Source organism: Lactobacillus acidophilus, assembly GCF_034298135.1.
In the GTDB taxonomy this organism is placed as follows: Bacteria; Bacillota; Bacilli; order Lactobacillales; family Lactobacillaceae; genus Lactobacillus; species Lactobacillus acidophilus.
Genome location: NZ_CP139575.1, coordinates 1,914,768 through 1,940,979, shown reverse-complemented (window position 1 = coordinate 1,940,979; position 26,212 = coordinate 1,914,768). Strand labels below are relative to the sequence as shown.

The 26,212-nt window shown below is 35.5% G+C and carries 23 protein-coding genes and 1 pseudogene; 8 read left to right on the top strand and 16 right to left on the bottom strand.

Annotated elements, in window-relative coordinates; translation table 11 throughout:
• Nucleotides 1-24 precede the first annotated feature (24 nt).
• On the top strand, nt 25-666 hold the full coding sequence (locus tag SO785_RS09360; RefSeq protein ID WP_003549674.1) for a hypothetical protein: 642 nt from the start codon (nt 25-27) through the stop codon (nt 664-666).
• A gap of 28 nt (nt 667-694) precedes the next feature.
• Here SO785_RS09360 and SO785_RS09355 read toward each other — a convergent pair whose 3' ends face one another.
• Nucleotides 695-1,489 (bottom strand): DUF4931 domain-containing protein, encoded by a 795-nt coding sequence (locus tag SO785_RS09355; RefSeq protein ID WP_003549672.1) that lies wholly within the window; start codon nt 1,487-1,489, stop codon nt 695-697.
• 151 nt (nt 1,490-1,640) lie between these two features.
• Between SO785_RS09355 and SO785_RS09350 the strand changes: the two genes are divergently transcribed.
• Both SO785_RS09350 and SO785_RS09345 read left to right on the top strand, forming a co-directional pair.
• A complete protein-coding gene (locus SO785_RS09350; protein WP_003549671.1) occupies nt 1,641-2,849 on the top strand; it encodes a L,D-transpeptidase family protein in 1,209 nt (402 codons plus the stop codon).
• 88 nt (nt 2,850-2,937) lie between these two features.
• A complete protein-coding gene (locus tag SO785_RS09345; protein ID WP_003549669.1) occupies nt 2,938-3,135 on the top strand; it encodes a hypothetical protein in 198 nt (65 codons plus the stop codon).
• 32 nt (nt 3,136-3,167) lie between these two features.
• On the opposite strand, the gene SO785_RS09340 is transcribed toward SO785_RS09345, so the two are convergent.
• Together SO785_RS09340 and SO785_RS09335 are read right to left on the bottom strand one after the other, a co-directional pair.
• Entirely contained in the window at nt 3,168-4,661 is a 1,494-nt protein-coding gene (locus SO785_RS09340) for a peptide MFS transporter (protein WP_011254595.1), read from the bottom strand.
• Between the two features lie 111 nt (nt 4,662-4,772).
• A complete protein-coding gene (locus tag SO785_RS09335; RefSeq protein ID WP_003549665.1) occupies nt 4,773-7,307 on the bottom strand; it encodes a M1 family metallopeptidase in 2,535 nt (844 codons plus the stop codon).
• A 211-nt stretch (nt 7,308-7,518) separates the two neighbouring features.
• Between SO785_RS09335 and SO785_RS09330 the strand changes: the two genes are divergently transcribed.
• Nucleotides 7,519-7,881 carry an aggregation-promoting factor C-terminal-like domain-containing protein gene (locus SO785_RS09330; protein WP_003549663.1) on the top strand — a complete coding sequence of 121 codons (363 nt, stop codon included), beginning with the start codon at nt 7,519-7,521 and terminating at the stop codon, nt 7,879-7,881.
• Nucleotides 7,882-8,028: 147 nt separating this feature from the next.
• Here SO785_RS09330 and SO785_RS09325 read toward each other — a convergent pair whose 3' ends face one another.
• Nucleotides 8,029-9,012, bottom strand: coding sequence for a cytochrome C5 (locus SO785_RS09325; protein WP_003549662.1), 984 nt, complete (start codon nt 9,010-9,012; stop codon nt 8,029-8,031).
• 144 nt (nt 9,013-9,156) lie between these two features.
• Between SO785_RS09325 and SO785_RS09320 the strand changes: the two are divergent.
• The 3 genes and pseudogenes from SO785_RS09320 (at nt 9,157) to SO785_RS09310 (ending at nt 12,009) form a co-directional block, all read left to right on the top strand.
• A pseudogene (locus SO785_RS09320) lies at nt 9,157-10,400 on the top strand (MFS transporter).
• Between the two features lie 81 nt (nt 10,401-10,481).
• Nucleotides 10,482-10,841: a hypothetical protein gene (locus SO785_RS09315; RefSeq protein ID WP_021721401.1), complete on the top strand. Its 360-nt coding sequence runs from the start codon at nt 10,482-10,484 to the stop codon at nt 10,839-10,841.
• 46 nt (nt 10,842-10,887) lie between these two features.
• Complete coding sequence (locus SO785_RS09310; RefSeq protein WP_011254598.1) at nt 10,888-12,009, top strand: acyltransferase family protein; 1,122 nt, start codon at nt 10,888-10,890, stop codon at nt 12,007-12,009.
• A 20-nt stretch (nt 12,010-12,029) separates the two neighbouring features.
• On the opposite strand, the gene SO785_RS09305 is transcribed toward SO785_RS09310, so the two are convergent.
• The 10 genes from SO785_RS09305 to SO785_RS09260 form a co-directional block, all read right to left on the bottom strand.
• Entirely contained in the window at nt 12,030-12,536 is a 507-nt protein-coding gene (locus SO785_RS09305) for an O-acetyl-ADP-ribose deacetylase (RefSeq protein WP_003549649.1), read from the bottom strand.
• A gap of 95 nt (nt 12,537-12,631) precedes the next feature.
• The gene (locus SO785_RS09300; protein ID WP_021873989.1) at nt 12,632-14,395 is read right to left on the bottom strand and encodes an ABC transporter ATP-binding protein; all 1,764 of its coding nucleotides are present in this window, start codon (nt 14,393-14,395) and stop codon (nt 12,632-12,634) included.
• 35 nt (nt 14,396-14,430) lie between these two features.
• Nucleotides 14,431-14,640, bottom strand: a complete 210-nt coding sequence (locus SO785_RS09295) for a hypothetical protein (RefSeq protein ID WP_003549645.1) — start codon at nt 14,638-14,640, stop codon at nt 14,431-14,433.
• A 288-nt stretch (nt 14,641-14,928) separates the two neighbouring features.
• Nucleotides 14,929-15,054: a hypothetical protein gene (locus SO785_RS09290; protein WP_003549644.1), complete on the bottom strand. Its 126-nt coding sequence runs from the start codon at nt 15,052-15,054 to the stop codon at nt 14,929-14,931.
• 159 nt (nt 15,055-15,213) lie between these two features.
• Nucleotides 15,214-16,032, bottom strand: a complete 819-nt coding sequence (locus tag SO785_RS09285) for a helix-turn-helix domain-containing protein (RefSeq protein WP_003549642.1) — start codon at nt 16,030-16,032, stop codon at nt 15,214-15,216.
• Between the two features lie 432 nt (nt 16,033-16,464).
• Nucleotides 16,465-16,956 carry a helix-turn-helix domain-containing protein gene (locus tag SO785_RS09280; RefSeq protein WP_003549636.1) on the bottom strand — a complete coding sequence of 164 codons (492 nt, stop codon included), beginning with the start codon at nt 16,954-16,956 and terminating at the stop codon, nt 16,465-16,467.
• 123 nt (nt 16,957-17,079) lie between these two features.
• The gene (locus SO785_RS09275) at nt 17,080-17,937 is read right to left on the bottom strand and encodes a sugar ABC transporter permease (protein ID WP_003549634.1); all 858 of its coding nucleotides are present in this window, start codon (nt 17,935-17,937) and stop codon (nt 17,080-17,082) included.
• 2 nt (nt 17,938-17,939) lie between these two features.
• The gene (locus SO785_RS09270; protein WP_003549632.1) at nt 17,940-19,298 is read right to left on the bottom strand and encodes a carbohydrate ABC transporter permease; all 1,359 of its coding nucleotides are present in this window, start codon (nt 19,296-19,298) and stop codon (nt 17,940-17,942) included.
• Nucleotides 19,299-19,368: 70 nt separating this feature from the next.
• On the bottom strand, nt 19,369-20,595 hold the full coding sequence (locus SO785_RS09265; protein ID WP_003549630.1) for an extracellular solute-binding protein: 1,227 nt from the start codon (nt 20,593-20,595) through the stop codon (nt 19,369-19,371).
• Between the two features lie 86 nt (nt 20,596-20,681).
• Nucleotides 20,682-21,788 carry an ABC transporter ATP-binding protein gene (locus SO785_RS09260; RefSeq protein ID WP_003549629.1) on the bottom strand — a complete coding sequence of 369 codons (1,107 nt, stop codon included), beginning with the start codon at nt 21,786-21,788 and terminating at the stop codon, nt 20,682-20,684.
• Between the two features lie 48 nt (nt 21,789-21,836).
• Here SO785_RS09260 and SO785_RS09255 point away from each other — a divergent pair, with 48 nt between their 5' ends.
• A complete protein-coding gene (locus SO785_RS09255; RefSeq protein ID WP_011254600.1) occupies nt 21,837-23,219 on the top strand; it encodes an IS3 family transposase in 1,383 nt (460 codons plus the stop codon).
• Nucleotides 23,220-23,276: 57 nt separating this feature from the next.
• On the opposite strand, the gene pgmB is transcribed toward SO785_RS09255, so the two are convergent.
• Nucleotides 23,277-23,942 carry a beta-phosphoglucomutase gene (pgmB, locus tag SO785_RS09250; protein WP_003549628.1) on the bottom strand — a complete coding sequence of 222 codons (666 nt, stop codon included), beginning with the start codon at nt 23,940-23,942 and terminating at the stop codon, nt 23,277-23,279.
• Nucleotides 23,927-26,197: a glycoside hydrolase family 65 protein gene (locus SO785_RS09245; RefSeq protein ID WP_003549627.1), complete on the bottom strand. Its 2,271-nt coding sequence runs from the start codon at nt 26,195-26,197 to the stop codon at nt 23,927-23,929. The genes pgmB and SO785_RS09245 overlap by 16 nt, the downstream gene beginning before the upstream one ends.
• Nucleotides 26,198-26,212 lie beyond the last annotated feature (15 nt).

Sequence of the window (26,212 nt, the reverse complement as noted above, 5' to 3'; positions counted from 1 at the left end):
TAGTAATTAACAAGGAGGACAAAAATGAATCCTGATTTTGCAATTGTCTTAAATTTTAAGTTAAACGGACAAGCTGACGCTGATACACTAGTTAAAACAGCGCGTAACATTGGTGCACGTGCTGTAATGAGTAACGGCAAAAATGACCTTTTTAAAATGGCCTGTGAAAAATACACCATCTTTTTAGCAAATAAACAAGATGGATTAGATTTAACCAGTGAAAATGTTATTGATACAATGGTTGATAATCGTAAAAATGGTAAATCTACTATCATCAATGTTCCAGTAAACAATGGGCAAATCAATGAAAATACACAAGCATTGCTCAATACCATTAATTCTTGGATGCACATGTTTGGTCACGCATTTAATGAAAGTCAACCAAGTGAATTGACTTCTAGTGATGGTTTCATCTTGGAAAATCGTCATGCAACTTACCAAAAATACATCTTTCTTAATAATCTTTCTGATCAAATTATAGTGGAAGGCCTAAGCGAAGAACCTAACCGTATAGAATGGATCGACCATCGCACCGAACTTGATTTTAGAATGGAAGACGGAAAGTTGATCATTGACTTAGTCCAACCAGATGATAATTTTGACTGGCAAGTGTTACGCATTCAGGCTCATCGTCCTGAAGATGATATTATTCATACTGAATTCTAAAAAAGTATTCTCTAGTAGAGAATACTTTTTATTTTATTTTTGAATCATTATCATAAAATTCTTTAAAGCGGCGTGCCTCTTTAGTTAATGTCATTTCATCATTTACTTGGGATAATTTATAACCCACAAAATATGGTGGTGCATCAAAACGTGTAATAAATTTTGCACATATTCCCTCATCATTACGGGGATAAAAGAATAAATTGTATGAATCACATCTACCATCATACATAATATTAAGTAAATATTTGGCACCACTTTGAATCCAATCAGCCCATAGATCAACACTATTTCGATTAAGTAAATTGATATTTAACTCTGTATATCCTTGTACAGGATGCTCTGCCACATTCACCTCAACCCCATCTTTATCAAACAATGTCTCTCCTTCAAAATTATTTGGATGAATATATTTATATCCATCTACGTTTTTAAAGCCTACAATTTGCATATGTGGATGAATTAGCGAGCCTCCTGAATGAGGACCATAGTTTTTATACCAAACTACTGACTGATATTTATCATCACGGTTCATCCTTTCAAAGCACTGCAAACTAAAACGTAGCAACTTCCGATTATACTTTTTAGTATAAGTGCTTATATCACCGTTATGGTCGCTTGATTCAATTAAAACGGTCTGCAGTGTATCACGCAGCGTTGGAAATTTATTATGAAGCCAAATAATGTCTCCATCCTTTGCATAAATATCTGTTAAATTTTCCACATCACAAAATGGGCATATATCCTTATTTTTATCTTTACGATAAGATTGCGGTTTATTTTTGACCACGCTCATTTGAAATACAATTGGATCATTAGTCATGTTTTTCACCTAAAAAAATAAAATAAAAGCTGTTATGCATTTTAACACTAAGGTAGAATAATTTAGTAACTTTACTATAATAAGAATAGTTGTTATACTGTTTCGAAGCAAACGTTTATTCGAAAAAACTAAGGATACGGGTAATTTTAATATGCAATCTAGAAAAGAACTTAGAAAACATAATAACCGTAATAACCTCTACTTAATAATTGCTGGCGTAATTATTATAATTGCGATTATTTGTGGTGTATTTATTCATAATAGACAAGTAGCCAGTGAACAGAAGGAACGAGCCTTTGCGACTACTCACTTTAACCCTAACGTTACAATTTATGGCGTTAAGGTTGGAAACCTAACAGTAAAAAAAGCTACAGATAAAATCAATCAAAAGGCTGTTAACACAATCTTTTTGAGAAACAAGAAGATCGTTTCCGAACGCGATGAAAATGTTCAAACTATCGATTCTCAAACTGTACAAAATTATTTTGAAAAACAACATACAGATCTGCCGAATAATCAAAAATATACTTATAATTCAGCAACATTAACTCAAGCTAAGAAGAATCTTCAAAAGATACAAAAAGCTGCTGTAACTTATAAGATTGCAGGAAATAATTATACTTTAAAAGCAGATGATTTAATCGGTGAAGTCACATATAAAGATAGCAAGTATAAATTCACTGATGTCAAAAATTTAACTGCTAAATTAAACGAAATCGACAAAGAAGTTCAAACCCTTAATAAGAGCTATAAGTTCTCTGTTCCTGTGGGAAACAAAGTTAATGGTAAAACAGTTACTGTTAAAAATGAAAGTTACGGCTGGGGTGTACACGTTAAAAAAGCTCAAGTTGCTGTAGAAAAAGCATTCATGAATGGTAAGACTACTGTTGATGGTAGTAAATACATTTATGGTGATGGATACAGTACATATGCTCATGGTTACGGTAAGAATAATCATGGTATTGGTGAAAACTATGTTGTTGTTTCTATCAGCAATCAAGAATTATGGGTTGTACGCAAAGGTCGCGTAGTAGTTCACTTAAATGATGTAGTTACTGGTACTCTAGAAGGTGGAAAAGGTAATCAAACACCTAAGGGAGTTTGGTATATCATGTACAAGGAATCTCCTAGTGTTCTTCGTGGATATAACGACGACGGCTCAAAATATGCATCTAAAGTTCAATACTGGATGCCATTCACCTTAAGTGGTTGTGGTCTTCACGATGCTAGCTGGAGAAATGACTGGAGTAAAACAGCATACTTACAAGGCGGTTCACACGGATGTGTAAATATTCGTCCTGCAGAAATCAAGAGCGTTTGGGACAATGTCTTGACCAACGATGCCGTAATAGTTTATTAAAATGAAAAATATAGCTTTTCAAATTGAAGAGCTGTATTTTTTTGCGTAAAATTAAATAAAAAGATATAGATTTTTTGAAAGGATTTTTATGTTAATAATCGGGATTCTTTGCTTAGTCGTAGCAGCAATTTCTTACTTTAGATACTTAAGTGAAAAAAACGGCAATACTAATAAAAATAAAGAAGATAGTAAAAATGAGGCTAAATGGCAACGTACTTTAGCTATTATCTTTTTAATTTTGGGTTTAATTTTGGTTATTTATGCAATTGCTTTGCACAAATTTTAAGTAAAAAATAGCGTGGAAATCCACGCTATTTTTTAATGTACGCCTTCCATCAATACATTAATCTTCTTAACTAATAAGAACATAATAATACCGAAGACTACACTAACTAATCCAATGACAGTAAAGTATTGTACTTCTGTACCAGTGGAATAGAACTTAACAATTTGTGCATTGATTGCTTGACCCGTCGCATCAGCCATAAACCACATACTCATCATTTGTGAACGATATGCATTTGGCGCAAGCTTAGTCGTAATTGATAAACCAATAGGTGAAATCAACATTTCGGCAATTTCAACAATGAACCATGAACCAACTAGCCAGAAAGGACTAACTCGACCGCTTGTACCATAAAGCATCCCTGGCAAAGCCATCCACATATAAGATAAACCGGCAAAAACAAGTCCAGCAGCAAATTTACCCGGCGCACTTGGTTGTTTCTTCCAGTGTTCCCATAGCCATACAAAAACTGGCGTCAAAATCATAATAAACAAAGGATTAAGTGATTGGAAGTTGGCTGCTGTAAAATGCCAATTACCAACATGAAGTACAGTTCTTTGCTCTGCAAACAAAGCTAAAACAACAGATCCTGATTCTTCTATTCCCCAGAAAATAGCTGCCGCAAAGAATAATGGAATATAAGCTTTAACACGTGAACGTTCAACTTTAGTAACTTTTGAACTGCGTAGCATCATTACGAAGTAATAAATTGGCAATGCAATTGCTAAAACAGTCAACATAGTAATTATATTATCAACGTTCAATTGACCAAATCCAGCTAATGCAGCTAAAATTGCAGCAACTGCAACTACGATAATAACAACCCACTTAATAATATTAAGCAAATCACCTCTATCGATTGGATCATTAGGTTCTAGACTACTTGTGGGCAAATATTTTTTACCACCTAAAACATATTGAACTAATCCAAAGAACATTCCAATTGCAGCTAGCGAAAATCCAGCATGAAAGTTCAATTCATTTCCAAAAGCATGGAAGCCGAATCCTTCAGCTGCCCAAGGAACAAGCCATGGTGCGATAAAAGAACCCAGGTTAATACCAAAAACAAAAATACTAAACCCGGCATCACGACGACGATCTTCTACGGAGTAAAGTCCCCCTACCATATCTGATACATTAGGTTTTAATAAACCTGTACCAACCACAATTAAAGCAATAGAACTATATAATGCACCTACACCCGCTGGTAAAGCCAGCACGATGTGACCTAGCATGATCAATACACCACCATAAAAGACGGTCTTTCTTGATCCCCATACTCTATCGGAAAGCCAGCCACCTACTAAAGCTGACAAATAAACAAGCGAGCCGTAGATCGACATCACCGATGCAGCGGTAGTTTGATCCATTCCTAAACCGCCCTTTGTAACTGCATAGTACATGTAGAACAAAAGAATTGCTCGCATGCCGTAGTAACTGAAACGCTCCCACATTTCAGTAAAGAATAATGTAGACAAACCCTTAGGTTGTCCGAAAAATGCTGTATTTGTATCTCGTTTACCCAAAGAAAAACTCCCCTCTTTGTTTAAGGTAAGCAACAAAGAGTTATTATACCATGAAAAATAAGGATTCACTTTGACTAAGTGAATCCTTATTTCCCAATCTGTTATTGTTAATTAATCAATCGCCTTAGCAATTGCGCTATTTACAGCATCTTTTTCAGCTTCGATCAAGTTAACCTTGCTTTCGATAACCTTAGTGTCCATCTTAATTTCACGACTAAGAAGTGGAACATTTACCTTTGGTTCAAAGAATTCCTTGAATTCCTTAAGTCTTTCAGGAGTGTGGAACACACCAGCAGTAACAGTGATGAATGTAGCAAATTCCATGTCACCACCAACAGTCTTATCAAGCCAGTCCCAATCTTCTCTGATCCAGTCCCAAGCAGCTTGTTGACCATGATGGTTAGCAAGTAAGCCGCGGTACCAGCCGCGAAGGTCTTGTGGCTTAATAATATCTGCATTTTCGAAATCTTCTACAATTGTAGCTACTTCTGCCTTATCAATTGTGCTGGTAATAGCAGAACGAAGGTCTACCTTGTATGAAGCATCAGCAGTTCTTTGGTATTCCTTAATTAACTTGGCAATTAAGTTATGGCTTCCAAAATTCTTTACTTCGTTAATCAAAACGTATGGGCGAACATCAGCGTTCATTGCTTCCAAGTTATCTTCATTTTCAGTGAAGATTTGGTGAGCTGCCTTAATTGAATCAGTATTATCTGCGTAGAGACTTGCGCTTAATTCGTATGGACGAATTTGAGCATCTTCATCGCTTTCGCCCTTCTTAACTTCCCAGCCTAAACGAGCAACTTGCTTCTTTGATAAGAGATCGTAAAGCTTCTTCAGGTTCTTTTCTTCTTCTGATTCTGGTTTAACAAATTGACGAAGCTTGTTAGCAGTAGTGTACAAAGCGTTAATTACCAAACTTGATTTAGAATCTGCGAACTTAGTAAGAAGTGGCACAATTACAGCGTAAGAAATTTGCTTACCTTCTGCTAAAAGTCTAAGGTCTTGTAATAATTGCAACTTATCGATTGGATCAAGTGCATTAACGTCTGCCAAAATATCGTTAAGTAAGGTTTCATCATATTCAACGATGAAGTGAGAATTATTACCAACGTTAAGTCTAAGTGGGTGACCCGCTTCTTCACGAAGAACCTTGTAGTTGCCTAGATCAATTTCCTTTTCTGACATAATCTTAGGAGCATCAAAGTTAGCGTTCAATGGAATCTGCCATAATCTCCCCTTATCTTCACCTTCACCAATGAAGAATTGCTTTTGAGTAAGCTTCAAATGGCCATCTTTATCAACAAAGGCACTAACTACTGGGTAACCTGGTTGTTTTAGCCATGAATGCATAATTTCACCAATATTAAGGTCAGTTGCAGTTGAAAGTGCATCCCAAAGATCGTCACCTGTGGCATTACCAAACTTGTGGTGATCGAAGTAGTACTTAAGACCCTTTCTCAAAGCTTCATCGCCAAGAAGTGAACGAACCATGACCAACATTCTTGAACCCTTAGCATAAACAATCGCACCATCAAATACTGAATCAATATCTGCTGGATCGTTAATTTCCATTTGAATTGGTTGAACACCATCTGTAGCATCACGTGATAATGCTGAAGAAGCTTCATTAGTTTGGAACATTTCCCAAATGTGCCAATCTGGTTCCAAGCCATCAACTGACAAGTATTCCATCATGTTAGCAAAACTTTCGTTAAGCCATAAGTTATCCCACCACTTCATGGTTACTAAGTCACCAAACCATTGGTGAGCCAATTCGTGAGTAATAACTGTAGCTACCAACTTCTTCATTTCCAAACTAGTATTGTCTGGATCAAGCAACAAGTAAGCTTCACGATAAGTTATAAGTCCCCAGTTTTCCATCGCACCGGCACTAAAATCTGGCAATGCAAGTTGCAATGATTGTGGAAGTGGGTACTTAGTTTGGTAGAAGTCTTCGTAAAATTCAATTGCACGAGTAGCAATATCTAATGCAAAATCCAATTCCTTAGGCTTGTGAGCCTTAGTTGCATAAACACCTACTAAAACGCCGTCTTTAGTATGATCAGTCTTTGATTGCAATTCACCAAAGGCAAATGCAACAAGGTAACTAGACATACGAACAGTTTCTTCAAAATGGTGGTAACCATCTTTATCAACTTCGATTTCAGGCATGTTGGCAAGAGCAATTTCGCCATCTTGTTCATCCCATTTAAGAGCAAGCGTAAAGGTCGCTTTAGCTTCTGGTTCGTCAACACACGGAAATGCTTGACGCGCAAAAGTGGTTTCAAATTGCGTACCAATAATTTGCTTCTTTTTACCTTCCAATTCGTAATATGAAGGATAAATACCCATCATAGTATCTGTCAAAGGTGCACTATAAGCAATTTCGATGATGGCTTTACCAGTTACGCCGGTTTCAATTTTAATTGCTTCGTCTTTTTCAACTACTTCAAAATCAACGTCTTTTCCCTCAACTTTAACACTGTCGATAGTCATAAACTTCTGATTAATAAATACTGGATTCTCAACTACATCACCAGTAATAGTAGAAGTACCATTAATTTCCTTATTTTTACGGTTTACATCAATACGTAAATCGTAATGTTCTGGATGGAAAGTTTCATAAAAACGTTTTACTGCCATTTTTTACCTCCTAAAAACAGTTGTTTCTTCTAATAAATTTTACCAAATTAAGGCAAAAAGCGCTTAAAAAAGGCTATTTATTCCTGATTGTAAGAATGATGTTTTCGTTTTGTAACATTGCTGTCATATTGAGCTTGTAAGATATAAGCATAATCATTAAGAAATTGATAAATTTGAAATTAAGTTTTATTAACGAGGATGAATTAAATAAATGAGTAAAAACGTTAAATCTACTTTGGTTAAAATTTTTGCAGCTTTAGCACTTGCCTTTGCATGTGTTACTGTTGCCCAAGCTTTTTCTACCACTTCAAATAACCAAACTGTACAAGCCGCAACTAGAAAGCTTTCTAAGAAGGAAAAGGCAGCTAAGCGTTGGATCGCAATGCGTGAATCAGGTGGTAGCTACACTGCTAGAAACGGTGTTTGTTACGGTAAATATCAATTAAATATTGGTTACTTAAACGGTGATTTATCACCTAAGAATCAAGAACGTACAGCTGATAATTACGTTTATGGTCGTTACGGTTCATGGGTTAATGCCAAGAGATTTTGGCTAGCACATAATTGGTATTAATTCATTCTTTTAATTTCCAATCATGAAAAAAATCATCTAGTCCAATTGACTAGGTGATTTTTTTATGTCGTCAAATCTTATTTTGGCAAAATAAAAGTGCTGGACGAAGATTCACCTTCATCTAGCACTGGGTTAAAATATTTATCTTTATTCAAAATTATCTTGTTTAACAAAACGATAAATTGCAATAATCAAAACCATAATTGAGCACCCCATACCAACATACGCCATGGTACCAATATGAACTGCATTGTTGGCTGCTTCTCTTGCCATTTGATTTTCCATTGCATAACCTACTACCCATCTTCTCATTAAAACAGGAGTTAATACAAAACTTACCGTAGTGATCAATGAAGTAACTAATGTTGCATTTCTTGAATATGGCTCTTTAAAGAACTGTGCCAACACACAAAATGCTGGAGCAATCATCAAAAGCATGATCCAAATAATAATCCATCTTCCTGAATTACTACTCATCATTTGTGCACTATTGGTTGCATACCGATAAGAGCTCCATAACTGCCCACCAGTTACTGTATTAAGCAAATTCAAGAAATATGATCCACGTTGACCATAATAACCACCATTATTAGACAGCATCCCTTGAATAATTTGGAAACTATCGGTTGATCCTGCTGATGAGAAATCTACAGAAACCACTTGTTTCATATAAGTTGCTAAAAACATAACAACAGAGCCACCTAATTCAAAGGCTCTAAGCATACTAAGTTTTCTAGAAGCTTTCATATGAAACTCTAGACTCAGCACACGGTTAGGATGATGACTACGTCCTATCACATAAATACCAGCTATGACAGCAATAAGCAGCACAATGAGTCCCCACCACAGTTTGATCATAATAAAGAACAAAGCCAACACAATTATTGTTACAGAGACATATGGCCTATCAGAGAAAATATTCCAAAAGTTAAGTTTGACATGATTATAATTTTCTCTTGTAGCATTAGCCACATTCACATTGTTAATTGGCGCAGGATTGCTAATCTTTTTACTTCTAAATTCTTCACGACTAGTTATCTTATTTTTAGAATAATTAATTCGCGATTGACTAGCACCAGATTGTCCATGTTCTTTTTTCATGCGATATTCTCGCCTAGACATATGTGCCATAATGAAAACTCCTTTCTCGAATCACTATCGTAGCACATTATGAACAAGATATCCCACTTTCAAGGCAGAATTTGAAGAAAAATTTAGCTTTTTGCATGTGCTAAAATTAAAGTATTGTTTTACTTTTTGGAAAGAGATGACTTTTTGACTACTACAAAATCAACTGCCTTTCCAGCTGGATGGCATAAAGCTTTTTATACCTTATGGTTAGGCTGTTTTATTACAGGAATGGGCTACTCAATGACGATGCCCTTTATTTCTTTATTTATTTCTGATCTGGGTAATTATACAAAATTTCAAATTAATCTTTACTCAGGTTTAGCATTTGCCATGACATTTATTGCCCAGGCAATTGTTTCACCATATTGGGGCAACTTGGCTGACCGTAAAGGTAGAAAATTAATGTGTATGCGTGCTTCAGGGGTTATGGCATTAACTATTACCCTGACTGGTTTAGCACCAAACGCTATATATATCGTTGTTATGCGTTTTATTCAAGGAGCATTTTCTGGTTATATCAATAATGCAACAGCATTAATGGCTGGAGAAACTCCTCATCACAGAAGCGGCTGGGTAATGAGCCAAATGATGATAGCCGGAACTGCAGGTAACTTAGTTGGACCACTTTTAGGCGTGCTTTATCAAGTTTCTTTGGCAATTGGCTCGGCGGTGCTTGGGGATATCGTATTCCATTCTTTATTACCGGATTATTGATGTTCCTTGTATTTTTGGGTACTACATTCTTTGTTCATGAAGAATTTACTCCAATTTCTCGCGAAAAGATGAAGCCAATGAACGAAATTATGAAAAGCTTGCCTAGTGTAAAATTGATCATTGTTATGTTCATAACCACTATGCTTGTTCAATCATCAACCATGTCAATTGATCCAATCGTTTCGCTTTATGTTAAATCAATGATGACCGACGGTAAAAATGTAGCCTTGGTCGCCGGTGTTGTTGCCGCAACGCCAGGACTTGGTACCTTGATTGCTGCATCAAAGATTGGGCATAAGATGGATGAAGTTGGGCCTTTGAGAGTTTTACGAATTGGTCTTATTGTTGGCTTTATTTTATTTATTCCAATGGCTTTGACTAATAATCCATGGGTGCTTGCAGGATTAAGATTCTTGCTGGGAATTGCTAGTGCGGGAATGTTGCCAGCTGCACAGACCGTTTTAACCTTAAACACACCTAGTGAAAGTTTCGGACGGATCTTCTCTTATAATCAGTCATTCCAAGCAATTGGTGCCGTAGTCGGCTCATTAATGGGATCGATGATTTCCGGTTTATCAAACTACGCAACAGTATTTTGGGTAACTGGTTTTACACTATTGCTTAACTTTATTCTTGTATTGATCTTTGCCTGGGGAATTTCTTATCGCAAATAATAAGTTCCTTTAGCATCACTTTTATATTTTTAAGCCTATACTTGAATTAACAGGTATTAGCATGAAAGTAGATGAGTGAAAATGCTGAAGCAACAAAAAAAGTGGAGAATTTTCTTCGCAGTAATCGCAATTATCATTCTTTTATTTTGGATTTATGCCGACTTTTTCTTAGGTAATAGTTCACCAATGAAGACGTTAGCATTCTTAGGAATAATAACTATGATTGTAATAATGTATTTCATTAACCTAAAGTCAGACCCAAGATATGCGACATTCGTTTCACTTTTTATTATATGTGTGATGGATGGTCAATTATGGTTACCAAGTTTTTTAAGACCATATCGTGGGTTAATCTTTTTCCTAATTTTTCTAATGTCAATTGTTATGTTAATTTATGGAATCATTAACTGGCATCGAGCTAAAAAGAATCAGAATAAATAAAATTAAGCAGCATCTGATTAAGGTGCTGCTTTTTAGAAAGGGTTTTATGGATAAATATGCTTATCCCTCATACAAAATAGCGGATATTGGCGACTATTTAAAAGTTTTCGCCTGCACCGCCGTTATGGCGCAACCTATTATGGCAATGATCATGAATGTAGAACAACCCAATCATGTTCAAGATATTTTCGGAGTTTTGTACAACTTAGTTAAGTACACTGCTCCTGCATTTATTTTCGGCATCCTTTACACGACTATCCGCGTTAATGATACAAATGGTAATTTTTCTTATAAAAAGTATTTGCGCAGTAACTGGTCAAATCTCTTTGTTCCTACGATTTGGTGGACATTAATTTATTTGTTGGGGATGCCGTGGCTACAACAAGTTGATCATTATTATAATTTTTCTTCTTTTTGCTGGCAATTCATCAACGGCAATGCTGCACCACATCTTTGGTACAACACGATGATGTTACAGTTTATTATTCTAATGCCAATTTTTTGGACGATTAGTTGTTACATCGGTAAAAATATCAAACGCGGAATCTTTGTAGCAATTCTTACTTTCATTCTTTATTTTACCTGGATTTACTTTTATGACTACTACGTCTTCCACGGAATCCATGAACTCGATTGGTATTTGCTCGATCGTGTATTTATCTCATTTTTCATTTACGGAATTTATGGCGTTCTTGCTTGGCAATTGCGAGATAAGATAAACATTTTTATTAGCGAATTCTGGTGGATCATTGCTGGGATTTTTATTCTTTGTTTTATTTGGACTAATATTGAACTTCAAAGATTTGGGCATCCAATTAACTTTAATAATGCCCCATATTACAGGCCATCGATGACTTTCTATTGTTTAGCTGCAATTGCACTAATTAGTTCATTTTGCTTATATCAAGTTAGAAAAAATAAATTAACTAGTCTAAAGGCATTTCACTTTTTAGCTACTTATGCTTATCGTGCATATCTTTCTAACGTCTTTTGGAATCAACTAATTTGGCGTGGACTTAACATGCAATTCCATGCTATTTATCATCCCTTCTTAACGCTTTTTGGTACCTGGATTCTTACATGGATTCTATCTTTTACATCCGCATATTTTCTTCACGGTTGGTGGTCAAAAATTAAAAAGTATCTTACAACTACTAGATTAGTCTAACAATGTAAGATACTTTTCTTCTATAATTGATTTTTCAAAACTTGTTCCATTCGCTTATCAAAAGCACATAGTGAGATATGCATCTCATAGTCAGGATTAGCTTTTAACCAATCTCTGGAGGTCTTAATCGCTACCTTTGCTGCATCTTTAGCAGGATAACCATATACCCCAGTTGAAATCGATGAAAAAATAATACTGTGTAAATTATTCTTCTTAGCTAAATCCAAGCTATTACGATAACAATCTGTAAGTAACTTAGCATCTTCTTCCAGAGTGTGGAAACGGTAGATTGGTCCAACTGTATGAATTACATGCTTAGCTAGCAAATTGTAACCTTTGGTTATCTTAGCTTCGCCAGTATCACAGCCATGAAGCGTTCGACATTCTGCTAGAAGTTCTGGACCAGCTGCAGCATGAATCGCACCGTCAACCCCACCACCACCTAATAAACTCTTGTTAGCGGCATTGACAATAGCATCAGCCTTCATTTTAGTAATGTCACCTTGAACAATTTTTATATCAGTCATTTTTTATGTCCTTTTAATAATCTAATCTTCTACAGTTATTCTAACCTAAAAAAGACCGAATCAAACCGATTCGATCTTGAAGAAAATTTTTATTACTAAATATATGCTTCTTTTTGCAAATTATACATGTTCCTATAATCTATATTCGTCTTCATCAAATTCTCGTGAGAATCAAAGCCTTGAACTTTTCCATTCTGCAAGAAGAGGATTTTATCTGCATACTTAACAGCGGAAAGACGGTGTGTAACAAAGACAATGGTTTTATTTTTATTCTTTGCCAAAAAATGTTCATAGATTTTATTTTCACTTTTAGCATCTATTGCGGCAGTAGGCTCATCCAAGAATTCAACTTGCGCATCGCTATAAATATCACGGGCAAGAGCAATCTTTTGCCATTGACCACCTGACAATTCGACCCCATTGGCGAACTCTTTACTCAAGATTGTATCCAAGCTTATGTCTTTATCGTTGAGTAAAGTACTCAAACCTGCATCCCCTAAAGCTGTCTTTACTTTGTCCTCATTACCATTGCGAAAAACGGACACATTTTCAAGTAGGCTCAATTTAAACTTAGAGTAATCTTGAAACGTTGCAGATAAGTGGTTTCGGTAATCTTTAATATCATAATCTTTCAGATTACTACCATTAAGATCTATTTTACCCTTACTTGGATCGTAAAATCTCATTAGCAATTTAATCAATGTAGATTTACCAGATCCATTTTCACCAACAATTGCAATCTTTTCGCCTTTATTAATATTGAAGTTAACATCATGCAAAATTTCTTCATTAGAAAATGGATATGTAAAAGAAACATGGGATAATTTTATTTGATTAATTGGAGTATCAAGCTGTCTAGATCCATTCTGAAAATCATCATGGTATTTTTCAAAGCGATTGTACTTTTCAACCCATAACAATGAATCATAAAGTAAACTGCTATCTTCCACCAAAGTAGCTAAGGAACTAGAAACAGAAGCGATAACAGATACAAACATTAATAGTGCACCAGCACCGACAATTCCATCGTTAACTGAAGATGCAAACCAATAAAATCCGTATCCTGAAACTATCACCACAAGTCCTAAGAAAAATGAACTAACATACATTTGTTTCATTCGAACTTGATCTACATTTTTCCTGGTATCCTTGAACAATTTGATATATCTGTCAATTACAGCAGGAAACATGTTGAACAAACGGACTTCTTTGGTATCTTTTCTGTCTAGAAGCAGTGAACTTAAGTAATCAAGTTTTCTTGCATTTTTACTTCTAGTTACCATAGTTTCAAAGGCTTGTTGCTGGATTCGATAATAACTAAGGCTTTGTGGCACCATTACTATTAGCAATAAAATCGCTACCCATGGATTGTATCTAGCTAACAAACTTAACATGAACAATAAGGTTAAACCAGATTGGATAATTGCAACTCCAAATACAATTAAGTTAACTGGCCGCCAAGATGCACCCTCTTTTAACAATTGTAAATCATCAAAGTAAGTACTATTGTCAAAAATACTGAGGGATTGCAGATCTTTAGACTTTTTCATGAGGTTCATATTGATAAACCCCGTTAATTTATCCGTCAGAATTCCTTGAAGAGATGTGGCAACCGGTGGCAAAAGTTGCGTTAAGGCCGTAGCTATGATCCAGATACCTATACTTGTCCAAAATTGCTTATGTACAGTCACCTCATTAATTACATTTTGGCCTGCATTAATGGCTAAGACTGAAGCAATAGCCTGAATAGGTGCTAATAGAGCTACAAAAGTTGCTATAGCAGGAGCAGCTTTGAAGAATAATTTATACGTAGACAATAGAAGTTTCAAAGAATGTTGAAAAGAATGTATCTTTTTCATGCTATCTTGCCTACCTTTCTATTCTATGTAATTAACTAAATCCAATTATTAGGATTTACAAAATTAGAAACAATATAATCAATCTCACTTTGTGTAATTTTCTTTTGATATTTTACTTTATATCTATCTCTCATTGGCTTATTATCATCAAATGTAAGAGACGTTTTGGTTAAAGCTAATTGTTTAAAAATATCAAATCTATTTCCCTCCTCATCATATTCATAAATTGTAGCTGGGAAATCCAAAGTGTAGTAACAGTCCTCATGATCTGAAATATTGTCGATAAATATCGTAGTACTTTCACACCAACAACTAGTATAGTATTTGTGAGTAGGCTGTTGATCACGTGCTTCTACATAGACTTCTCCATAATAGACAGGAACAACACCTTCTATAGTTTTTTCTATACTGAATGCGCTATTTAATCCTAATCTAAATAGCGTTCCATTAGAGGACGTAATTTCTACTCTATGAGAATTTGTTTTAATGTGACAAATGTCAGTTAGAATATCGCCTACTTTTAACTTCTTTTCTTACCCATTGCTAAAGCTGATAGTTGGAGCATTACCTTCATCGTTACTGATAAAAGTTACAGAATAGGGTTTAAGCAAACTGCCGGTTTGCTCATGCAAGTTTTTTTGAATTAAATTCTTTTTCATAATCTTCTCCTTATTTGGGACAACTATTCTTTTGTTGCTTTTTTTACGGTAAAACCGGAAATTCCCATTCCCACATATTCATTCCCCTCTTTCATTTGATTTAATAATGTTTTAACACAATTATAAGCATCGTAAGTTGAATGTGGTCAAAAAGCCACACTAAAATTTCCATTCTTTGACCTGCACGTACCCTATGTTAATTAATTCTCGTTTTATCTCTTTAGCCCGATCAATTTTACCCATAATAGCAGCTAAACTTAATTTAACTAAGCCTTTATATTCCAAAAGAGATGTATCATTAATATTTAAAATGTAATCCTGAATTTGAAGCATTGTCTCGTTTAAAGAAAACTTACGTTCATAGCAAGCTCGAAGATAATTTACGCTTGCCACAGCAAAGCGTTTGTTATCTAATTCCGATATATTTTCTTTTTTGATTATTTTCGAAATATAGCTCTGCATTAAATAGTTGAGCTGATCATCAGTAAAAATTGGCATTGCATTGGCAAATAGCCTAATAGCTTCAATGTTGTTGCTTAAATTATCATTTTTATCAAGTTGCTTAAATATTCTTTCTTTAATTTGATTATCTAAGTTATTAACATTGTTGGTTAAATATGCAATCGCTACTATAGACCTTAATTTCAAGATCTCTTCACCCTTTAAATTCATTATTTTTTGATGAATAGCTTGCATTTCAGCTAGATCACGATTGTTAAAAGCAATACGCATATTCTTTTCCAGTCTTATTTTATTAATAAAATTTTTGCAGGCGTAGTTAGGTTCAAGATTAGTAAAAAATTCATTAATATCTATATCATGTGCAAAAAGAAGACGAACTAAGGCTTCAGAACCAATATTGCGCATATTCTTTTCAACTTTACTGTAAGATGAGGGATCAATAATATTCCCAGCCATTTTTCTGATTGAGAGACCTCTTCTAATACGCTCATTTTTCAAAGCTTCGCCTATTGTCATCGTAATCACCTCGTGCGTTTGTAATATTTATTTTCTTTATAGACATAAATATAACCCCATAAAAAGACTAAAAATAAAAAGTGTCAAATATGGCACCTATTATTTTCGAATTTTTTCAACAATTTCTCCTAATCCATTTTCTTTTAAAAAATCTAATATTTCTTGACCTTTTACTAAGTCTCCTTTCAATATATATTGATAATAATTCGCCATTATTTTTGCAAAACAGTTTTTTGGTTCTGCAGTTAGGGATTTCAATCTATTTATAGATTGGTACACGTTATCTTTTTTATTGATTCCAAGTGATACAAAGAATAATTCAAATAGTTAATCAAAATCGCAGAAAACATTTTTTGTTTATCTTCAGAAATAGAATTTATATTTGGAATATCTTTCAGCATTGTCGTCAAAATAGCATTAATATCGTCCATATCAAAAATAAACATTGAAAAATAATCTCAAACTACTTTCTGTCCAATTAGTCGTTTCAAAAATTGCTCTTTTTATGCGATCTTTTTCATCATCAGAAATTTTATCCAGACTATTCGAAATGGCAGCTTTGATAACAATAATTTGAGCATTAATACTATCCAAGTTAAATTTACTAGTATCTTTTTGCTTAATTAATTCTTGCAGTTTCAATATTTTGGACCAGTCATTATTGTAATAAGCAGCGTGTAACAAATTATTGCATTCCGTTTCTGACAGTTCATTATCATTATTTTCAAATTTTAGTTTTTCAAAAAAATAAGAATAATCAATATTGTGCAAACTCAAAATACTGAGTAAATCATTTGCTCTAATGCTGCAAAGATTACGCTCCACCTTAGAATAAAATGACTTAGTCAATACATCCCCAGCCATCTGACTTTGACTAAGATTCAATCGCAGTCTTTCTTGTCTTAACGCTTCCCCAATCTTCATTTCGTCACTTCCTAATTCTAGTTATGTTAATCATCTTAAGTTGATTGTATAACTTCGCCTTCAAAAGCAAACAAAAAATGCCTTGCCGAAGCAAGACATTTTTTAGCATAAGCAAATTTTTGATTAACCTTTATCAGCACCAGCAGTAATACCATTAACATAGAACTTCTGCATGAAGACAAACAAGATAGTAATAGGGATAGCAATGATTACACATCCTGCAACGAATTGTGCAAAGTATGCAGTTGCATTACCCTTAGCCGTGTGAACCATGTTGTAAAGTCCGTAGGCAATAGTATAAGTCTTCGCATTTCCTGAAGTTGAAAGAATGATACCTGAGAAAATGAAGTCTGTCCAAGGTGCAATGAAAGCAGTTAAAGCAGTATAAACGATCATTGGCTTTGAAAGTGGCAATCCAATATGAAGAAATACTTGCCACTTAGTAGCACCATCAATTTCAGCAGCTTCATCAATTGATCTAGGAATTGTATCAAAGAATCCTTTAGCAACGTAGAAGCCAAGTCCGGCACCACCAACGTAAACCAAAAGTAAACCAAAGAGGTTTAACATATTCAAACCTTTTAAGATGTAGTACAAGGCAATCATTGACATGAAACCTGGGAACATCCCCAAAACTAAAGCAATTTGAAGAAATGGCTTTCTAAACTTAAAACGAAGTCGTGATAAAACATAGGCAACTGAAATTGTTAAGAATGTTGAGATAATCATTGAAAGAAGTGAAACAATCAATGTATTAATAATCCAGTTAACAAATGGATACTGTGAATTAGTAAAAATACCAATATAGTTTTGCAAAGTAAATTGTTCTGGCCAGAAGGTCGAAACAAATCCAGTATCATTGTATGAAAAACTTGCCAAGACGATCCAGACAATCGGTAAAATCCAAAGAATAGCTAATACAGTTAAAAGAATATACCGAAAGATTAATGAGAGCCGTCTTTGATTAGAATATGACTTCATGTCTAGCCCTCCTTATAAGCGTTAGTGTGTCTATATGCTATCAACGATACAACCGCACTAATTATAAAGATTAAGATACCAAGTACGGCTGAAGCGTTATATCGCTGCTCTTGCCCGAACGTTAAGTTATACAACCACGTTACCAGTAAGTCAGTCGATCCGGCGCCGTTATAGTGACTGTTCATCGGCGCACCACCTGTCAGCAAGAAGATAACATTGAAGTTGTTAATGTTACCAATAAATTGTTGGATAAGTGAAGGTGCCATAACAAATAAGATTTGTGGGAAAGTAATTGATCTGAAAATTTGTGCAGCATTAGCACCATCAATCTTGGCAGCTTCAATTTGATCTTGTGGCAAGTTTTGAATAATAGCTGTAGATACCAGCATTGAAACTGGAATACCGATCCACATGTTAACAATAATAACTGTAATTCTGGCTACCAATGGTGAAGCCTGGTTATCAATAAAGTGGATAGGAGAGCTAATCCAGTGTAAGTTCATCAAGATATTGTTTAAAGCACCTTGATAGTCCAAGAACTGAGCCATCATTAAAAGTGAAACGAATTGAGGAACAGCCCAAACAATTACAAAGACTGTTCTCCAAAAGCCCTTATGTTTAATACCCTTGGATTCAATCAATAAAGCAAGTAACACACCAAAGAAGAAAGTAGTAGCAGTAGCTGCTACAGCCCAAATCAATGTCCAGCCCAATACTGGGAAGAAAGTACCCGCTAAGTCACCACTAAGAACATTACCAAATGCTTGAAATCCAGTCCAAGAGAAGGCAATTGGGTGTTGACGGTCATAGTTAGTAAATGCCATTGAAATCATAAAGATTGTTGGCAAGATGGTAAAGAACAAAATACCTAATAATGGTATAACCATTAAAGTTGCGTGTAAACGCGTGTCAAGTAAGCTCTTAAGTTCTTCAACATTGGTCGGAATGTGACCACCATCACGTTTTAATATGTAATTATGTCTTGTTGAGCGCAAGTTAACAATGTATAGATAAATAATTGCTATACATAAAATTACTGCCAGCACCCCAAATAGCAAAATTAAAACTGAGTTTGACGGTTGCTTAGTAACATAAACACCTTGTGCAGCATCATAAACAACTTTTTTGGTCTTATTAGTACCTAATGTAGCTAAAGTATTTAAAGTTGGAATACCGCTAAGAACAAACCAAACAATGAAAATAATTTCTGAAAGTAAAAATGCAAGACCTTTTACCCATTGTTTGTTAGCTAAGGCATTACTACCCATTATGAAAAATGATAACTTGGTAGCAAGATCACCTTTTGACCATACTTCACGGTATGTCGCTTTAGGAGCTACATGCTTTTTCTTTAGAAACATAACTTCTCCCCTTCTTAGGCAAAAAGGTTGGACAATTTTTAGCCCAACCTTTGCTTATGCTTTTAGTTGACTATTTCTTTTCAACAGTCTTTGCGAGTTTAGCAAGTTGTGCCTTGTATTGACTTGGCTTAATCTTACCATCGTAAGTACCACTGATAAGTGGAGCTGAACCATTCCAGAATGCAGCCATTTGTGGAAGCTTAGGTTGCAATACTGAGTTACCTGGCTTAGCCATTTCAATTACAGCTTCAGCAACTGGATCACTCTTAACTGCACTTGAGTTAACTGCAGCCTTTAATACAGGAATTTGACCTGCTTCTTTGTGAGCAATCAATTGTGACTTCTTATTAGTGATGTAAGCAGCTAAGTCTGAAGCAGCTTTAGCATTCTTAGTGTTTGAGTTAACTGCGAAGCCTTCAATACCAAGGAATGCTTCCATTTGTACATTCTTACCGCCAACATCAATCTTAGGATACTTAGCAACTGCAAAGTTCTTACCTAAAATCTTCTTAATATTAGCTGCGTTCCATGGACCATCAAGGATTGCTTGAGCATTACCCTTCTTCAATTGATTCAAAGCATTTGAAGTTTGCATTACGCCTTTATTCTTCTTTTGAGCTGCGTACCACTTCAAAGCATTAATACCGTCTTGTGAATTAAATGTTGAACCCTTAAGGTCTTCACCATTGTTACCATAAAGCTTCGTACCTGCTGAGAACATTACTGGCCACATTACATATGCGTTAGTGAAGTCAGTAGCTACAACACCTTTAGAAGTTAAAGTCTTCCAATCCTTAACGTCATTTGCTGAAAGCTTAGACTTGTTGTAGTAAATAGTTTGAGCTTGTTGTGCGTATGAAAATGCGTAAACCTTGCCCTTCCAAGTTACACCCTTTGATGCAACATCAATGTAGTTAGCCTTGATGTCCTTAGATGCAGATGGTGAAAGTGGGTTAATGTAGCCTGCTTCTGCCATTTGACCTAATTGGTCGTTAGGTACTTCAAATACATCAGCTGCCTTTGATGGGTCCTTACCAACATCTGTCTTAGCGTTAGCTGAACCGTTTGGACTTTGTACAACACGAACCTTAATGTTCTTGTTCTTCTTAGTAAAGTCCTTAGCAATTTGTTTGTAGTAAGGTACTTGTTCAGTATCTACCCAAAGTGTCAAGTTAGCCTTCTTATTTGAAGTGTTACTTGAACTTGATGAATTTGATGAGCCATTTGAACAAGCTGCAAGTGACATAGCAGCTAAAACAGCAGTACTACCTAAAGCCATTTTCTTCCAAAACTTCATGACTTTTTCCTCCTAAAAAATCAAAACAATAAACAATTCTTAACAACAGTAGCCTTTGCTACCTATGGTTGTAAGCTTTAATAAAATTAGTTAACGATAGCTTTTGTACTATCCTTATCGAAGAAGTGAGCCTTATTAACATCGAAGCCCATCCTGACCATATCACCTGGTTTATGGAAATCACGTGAATTTACGATTGCAGTAAATTCAGTGCCATCTACTTCTTGGTGAAGTTGAATAGTTGCACCTAAAAGTTCTGAAACAACAACTTTTGATTCAACTACTGAATCTGGCCAAGTTTCCATAAATGCTTCTTCTGAGTGAATATCTTCTGGACGAATACCGAAGACTAAGTCCTTATCGTTGTATCCTTTTTCTTCAAGTAATTTTGCTTTACCTTCAGGAATACCAATATTCAACCCTTTGCCATCACTAATTCGACCGTTCTTATAGTGAACATTGAAGAAGTTCATTTGAGGAGAACCAATGAATCCAGCAACAAACATATTTACTGGCTTGTTGTAAACCTCAAGTGGTGACCCGATTTGCTCAACTTTACCAACAGACATAACAACAACTCTGTCAGCCAAAGTCATCGCTTCAGTCTGATCGTGGGTAACATAAATAGTTGTAGTTCCCAATTCTTGGTGAAGCTTAGCAATTTCTGTACGCATCACCACACGAAGCTTAGCATCAAGATTTGATAATGGTTCATCCATTAAGAAGATAGGTGCGGCACGAACGATCGCACGTCCTAATGCAACACGCTGTCTTTGACCACCGGATAAAGCACCTGGCTTTTTATCTAGATAATCTTCTAGACCTAACATCTTAGCTGCTTCTTTAACCTTCTTGTCGATAACATCCTTAGGTGTGTGACGAAGCTTAAGACCAAATGCCATGTTGTCATAAATGGTCATATGTGGATACAAAGCATAGTTCTGGAAAACCATCGCAATGTGACGGTCTTTTGGAGCAACATCGTTCATTACTTTATGATCGATTTCCAAAGTTCCTTCACTGATATCTTCCAAACCGGCAACCATTCTTAATGTAGTTGACTTACCACAACCTGATGGACCAACGAAAACGATAAATTCCTTGTCTTTAATGTGTAAGTTAAAGTCATTTACAGAATACCGATCGTTACCTGCATATTTCTTGTAAATATGGTTTAAATCAACCTCAACCATTGTTTCTGAAGTGGGCCGTAAAAGTTAGACACTTTTACGGCTTTTACTATGTCCAAATTAAACAAAAAACAAAGACTTAAAATTTATAATGATTGGAGAAATGGAAATGAATCCTTATCTGTAATCGCTTCTGAAATAAAATTAAATCGTTCTACCCTACAATATATGGTTAATTTAATAGATCGTCATGGGATCGAAATCTATGATAAATCTAAGGAATTGTTTACCAAAGAATTTAAGGAAAAAGCCATTGTTAGATCATTAACTGGTAATAATTCAATTAATCAGTTGTCTTTAGATCTGGGACTAAGAAGCAACGGTATCTTGTATAATTGGATTCGCGAATATAAGAAAAATGGGTATAATGTCGTTATCAAGAAGAAAGGACGGCATTCCGTTCATGAGTCAGAAGAAGCAATCCCAAACATCGCGCAAAGATTTAGAGAAGCAGATCCAGCAACTCAAAGAAGAAAACTTGAAATTGCGTATCGTCAATGCCTACGTAAAAAAACTAAACGCCTTGGATCAGAAACATCACAAGAAATAGCTCAGGCAGTCACTGAACTAAGGCAAGAATTCAAGGTTAGCTTGGACTATATATTTACAGTCTTGGCTCAAAATAAAGATCTGCCTTTAATAGCTCGCAGTACTTACTACAACATTATCAAGCCTAAAGATAAGCCTAAGAGAAAGAAACCAGGTTTCTTATCCAGAATGAAAGAAATCTTCGATTATCATCAAAGACGTTATGGCTATCGTCGTGTAGCTATGCAATTGCGAAAAGAAGGCTATGCCGTTACAGATCGAGCAGTTCGATACTGGATGCACAAACTTAAGCTCAAAGGTCGAAGACGCAACAAGCGTAAGTATTCCAGTTATAAAGGTACGATTGGTAAGATAGCTCCAAATCTGATTCATCGAGGCTTCTTTGCCATACGACCAAATATGAAGTGGTATACAGACATCACTGAATTTCACTTAAATGGTCAGAAACTTTACTTATCGCCAATTCTTGACGGCTGTGGTGGTGATATAGTTTCTTATTCAATCTCACGTCATCCGGATATGAATTTAGTTATGTCCATGCTCAATAAGGCTTTTGCCAAGCATAAGGCACTTAATGCCTGTATTTTTCACACAGATCAGGGCTGTCAATATCAGAGCAGAGTTTATCAGCGAGCCTTAAAGCTTCATGGCATCACGCAAAGCATGTCTCGTAAAGGTAATTCCATGGATGATGGTCTAATGGAAAACTTCTTTGGCCTGCTCAAAACAGAAATGTTCTATGATCAGGAGTACAAGTATCACAATCTTGAAGAATTAACACAAGCAATCGAAGAATATATCAAATACTATAACAACGAAAGGATAAAGAGCAGACTAAAAGGCTTAACCCCGATTGAATATCGAGATCAAGCCTTAGTCAGCTAGAACAAATATTTGTCTAATTTTTACGTCTCAGTACATTCCCCTACTCTCTTTTAATTTTTATTCTTTCTCTTCAAAAACTTTTTCAATTTCACTAAGCTTAAGATCAGCAGTGGTTGGAACGATGTAATCAGCTTCTTTCAAAAGCTTTTTATTACCTATTCCAACTGCAAATTGATGAGCAGCCTTAATTGCTTCAACACCAGCTTGGGCATCTTCAAAGCTAATTACTTCATTTGCCTTCAATCCAACAAGTTCTTGCGCTTTGATATAAATTTCTGGATCTGGCTTACCATGATGAAGAGTGGCAGGATCAACAATCCCATCAAATTCATCCATAATTCCTAGTCTAGTTAAAATCTTAGGTGCATTCTTTGAAGCAGAAGCAATTACCATCTTTAAGTTTTGCTTCTTAGCATCACTAAGTAATTCTGGAATGCCAGGTAGGATATCCTTTGGTGTCATTGTTTCAACTTGCTCAACAAACTTAGCATTCTTTTCTGCAGCAAATTTTTCTTTTTCTGCTTCAGTATACTTATCTTCTTGACCGCCATACTTCAAGATCAAATTAAGCGAATCCATTCTTGAAATACCACGTAAACTATCAAGTTGTTCGTTTGTTAAAGTAATGCCTAATTCCTTAGCCAAATTATTCCAAGCTGTAAGGTGGAAACGTGCTGAGTCGGTTAAGACACCATCTAAATCAAAAATTAAGCCTTTAAGCATTTAGTTTTACCTTCCTTCAAATCCAATTTATTGTCATGTACCATGACTTCAAGATCATCACCAGAAAGTAAAGTAATCTTGCATTCATCATGATCTACATAAACTTCAATCAAACGACCACGATAATTAATCTTAAAGCTGTAGTGATCCCAACCATCAGGAACAAATGGGTTGAACTTCAATTGATCATGATCGTAACGCATCCCTGCGAAACCTTGAACAATCGCAAGCCATGAACCACTCATTGAAGTAATGTGTAAACCATCTACTGTGTCGTTATTATAGTTATCAAGGTCAAGACGTGCAGTTCTTTGGTAAAGTTCAACTGCCTTTTCTTTCTTGCCAAGTTCTGCAGCCATAATTGAGTAAATACATGGTGAAAGTGAACTTTCGTGAACTGTTAATGGTTCATAGAAATCGAAGTTCTTTTCCTTTTGATCCATAGTGTATTGATCATCAAAGAAGTAAATACCTTGTAAAACATCGGCTTGCTTAATAAATGGTGAACGTAAAATCTTGTCCCATGACCAGTGTTGATTAATTGGACGTTGATCTTCAATCTCAGTAACAGGACGAATATCTTTATCTAAGAAATCATCTTGTTGCAAGAAAATGCCAAGATCTTCATCTTCTGGTAAGTACATGTTATCCACAATATCTTGCCATTTAGCTTTTTCTTCGTCAGTAACACGAACTCTTTCTTGAGCTTCCTTAGTAGCAAGTGGCAAACGTTCCAAAGTATATTTGAGAAGCCATCTAGCCATTGTGTTAGTAAACCAGTTGTTGTTTACGTTATTTTCATATTCATTAGGACCTGTTACACCGTGCATTACGTATTTGTTACGCATCTTTGACCAGTGAACTCTAGCTGCCCAGAATCTTGCTGTACCGACTAAAACGTCCATACCTTCATTCTTAACGTAACTGTCATCGCCAGTGTAATCAGTGTACATGGCTATTGCGTGGGGAATATCTGCATTTCTGTGAATTTCTTCAAATGTGATTTCCCATTCGTTGTGACATTCAATACCATTGAAGGTAACCATTGGGAATAATGCACCTGGAAGGCCTTGTTCTTTAGCATTATGGTAAGCACCTGGCAATTGATCGTGACGATATTGAAGAAGTGCTCTTGTAACACTTGGTTTAGTTACTGCTAAATACATTGGAACGATAAAGGCTTCGGTATCCCAATAAGTGGCACCACCGTATTTTTCACCAGTAAAGCCTTTAGGACCTACATTCAAGCGCTTGTCTTCACCGTAATATGTCATAAATAATTGACAAATATTGAAGCGAATACCTTGTTGAGCTGCATCGTCGCCGCTGATTTCTACATCACTTGTTTCCCAACGCTTCTTCCAAGCTTCTGTATGATCTGCTAAGTTATCTTCAAAACTCTTGGTTTGAAGTTTACTCATCAAGTTGTTAGCAACGGCTGCTTGATCTTTTTCTTCAACATCACGACTAGTTACAACAATGACATCTTTTTCAAGTTCATAGCTTTGACCTTCGTCTAATTCTACTGAGAATCTTTCACTCAATTTTGCATCTTCAGTAGTAACTTCTCCATTTACTGCTACGCCATTATTACGTAATGCTTCTTTCAACAATACTGTAAATTGTGGTACGTCATATGGATTTTTCTTAGTCTTTACTTGAATAGTTTTTTCATCTTTATCTTCACCAAGTGGAATCCAGAAGCGATCGCCATAATTACTGTCTTCATTAACAACAGTGCCGTCTAAAGTTGAGTCAAAATCAATCTTTGCATGGCCTTCAAGTACAGTTGCTTTAACTTTAATTAGAGCAGCTTCTTTTTGAACAATGTGAAGAAAGCGTTCAAATTCAAGCTTAACTTTGACATCTTTACCTTCATAGATAAAACTTCTCGAAAGAAGACCTTGATGCATGTCTAGTGATAATTCAAAGTCGCTAAATTTAACTTTAGCTAAATCGACCTTTTCACCATTTACATTGATTCCAATTCCAATAAAACTTGGAGCATTTGGTGTTTTACCAAAATATTTTGGATATCCATTCTTCCACCAACCAACAACCGTTTTATCTGGGAACCAAACTCCTGCTAAGTATGTACCTTGGAGGCTATCACCTGAATAACCTTCTTCAAAGTTTCCTCTCATTCCCATGTAATCGTTACCGATTGCAGTCATACTTTCCTGCAATCTCTTATCTTTTGGATCAAATTTATGAGTAATGACTTTCCAAGGATCAATTTCAAAAATTCGTTTCATATAATATCTCCCGCA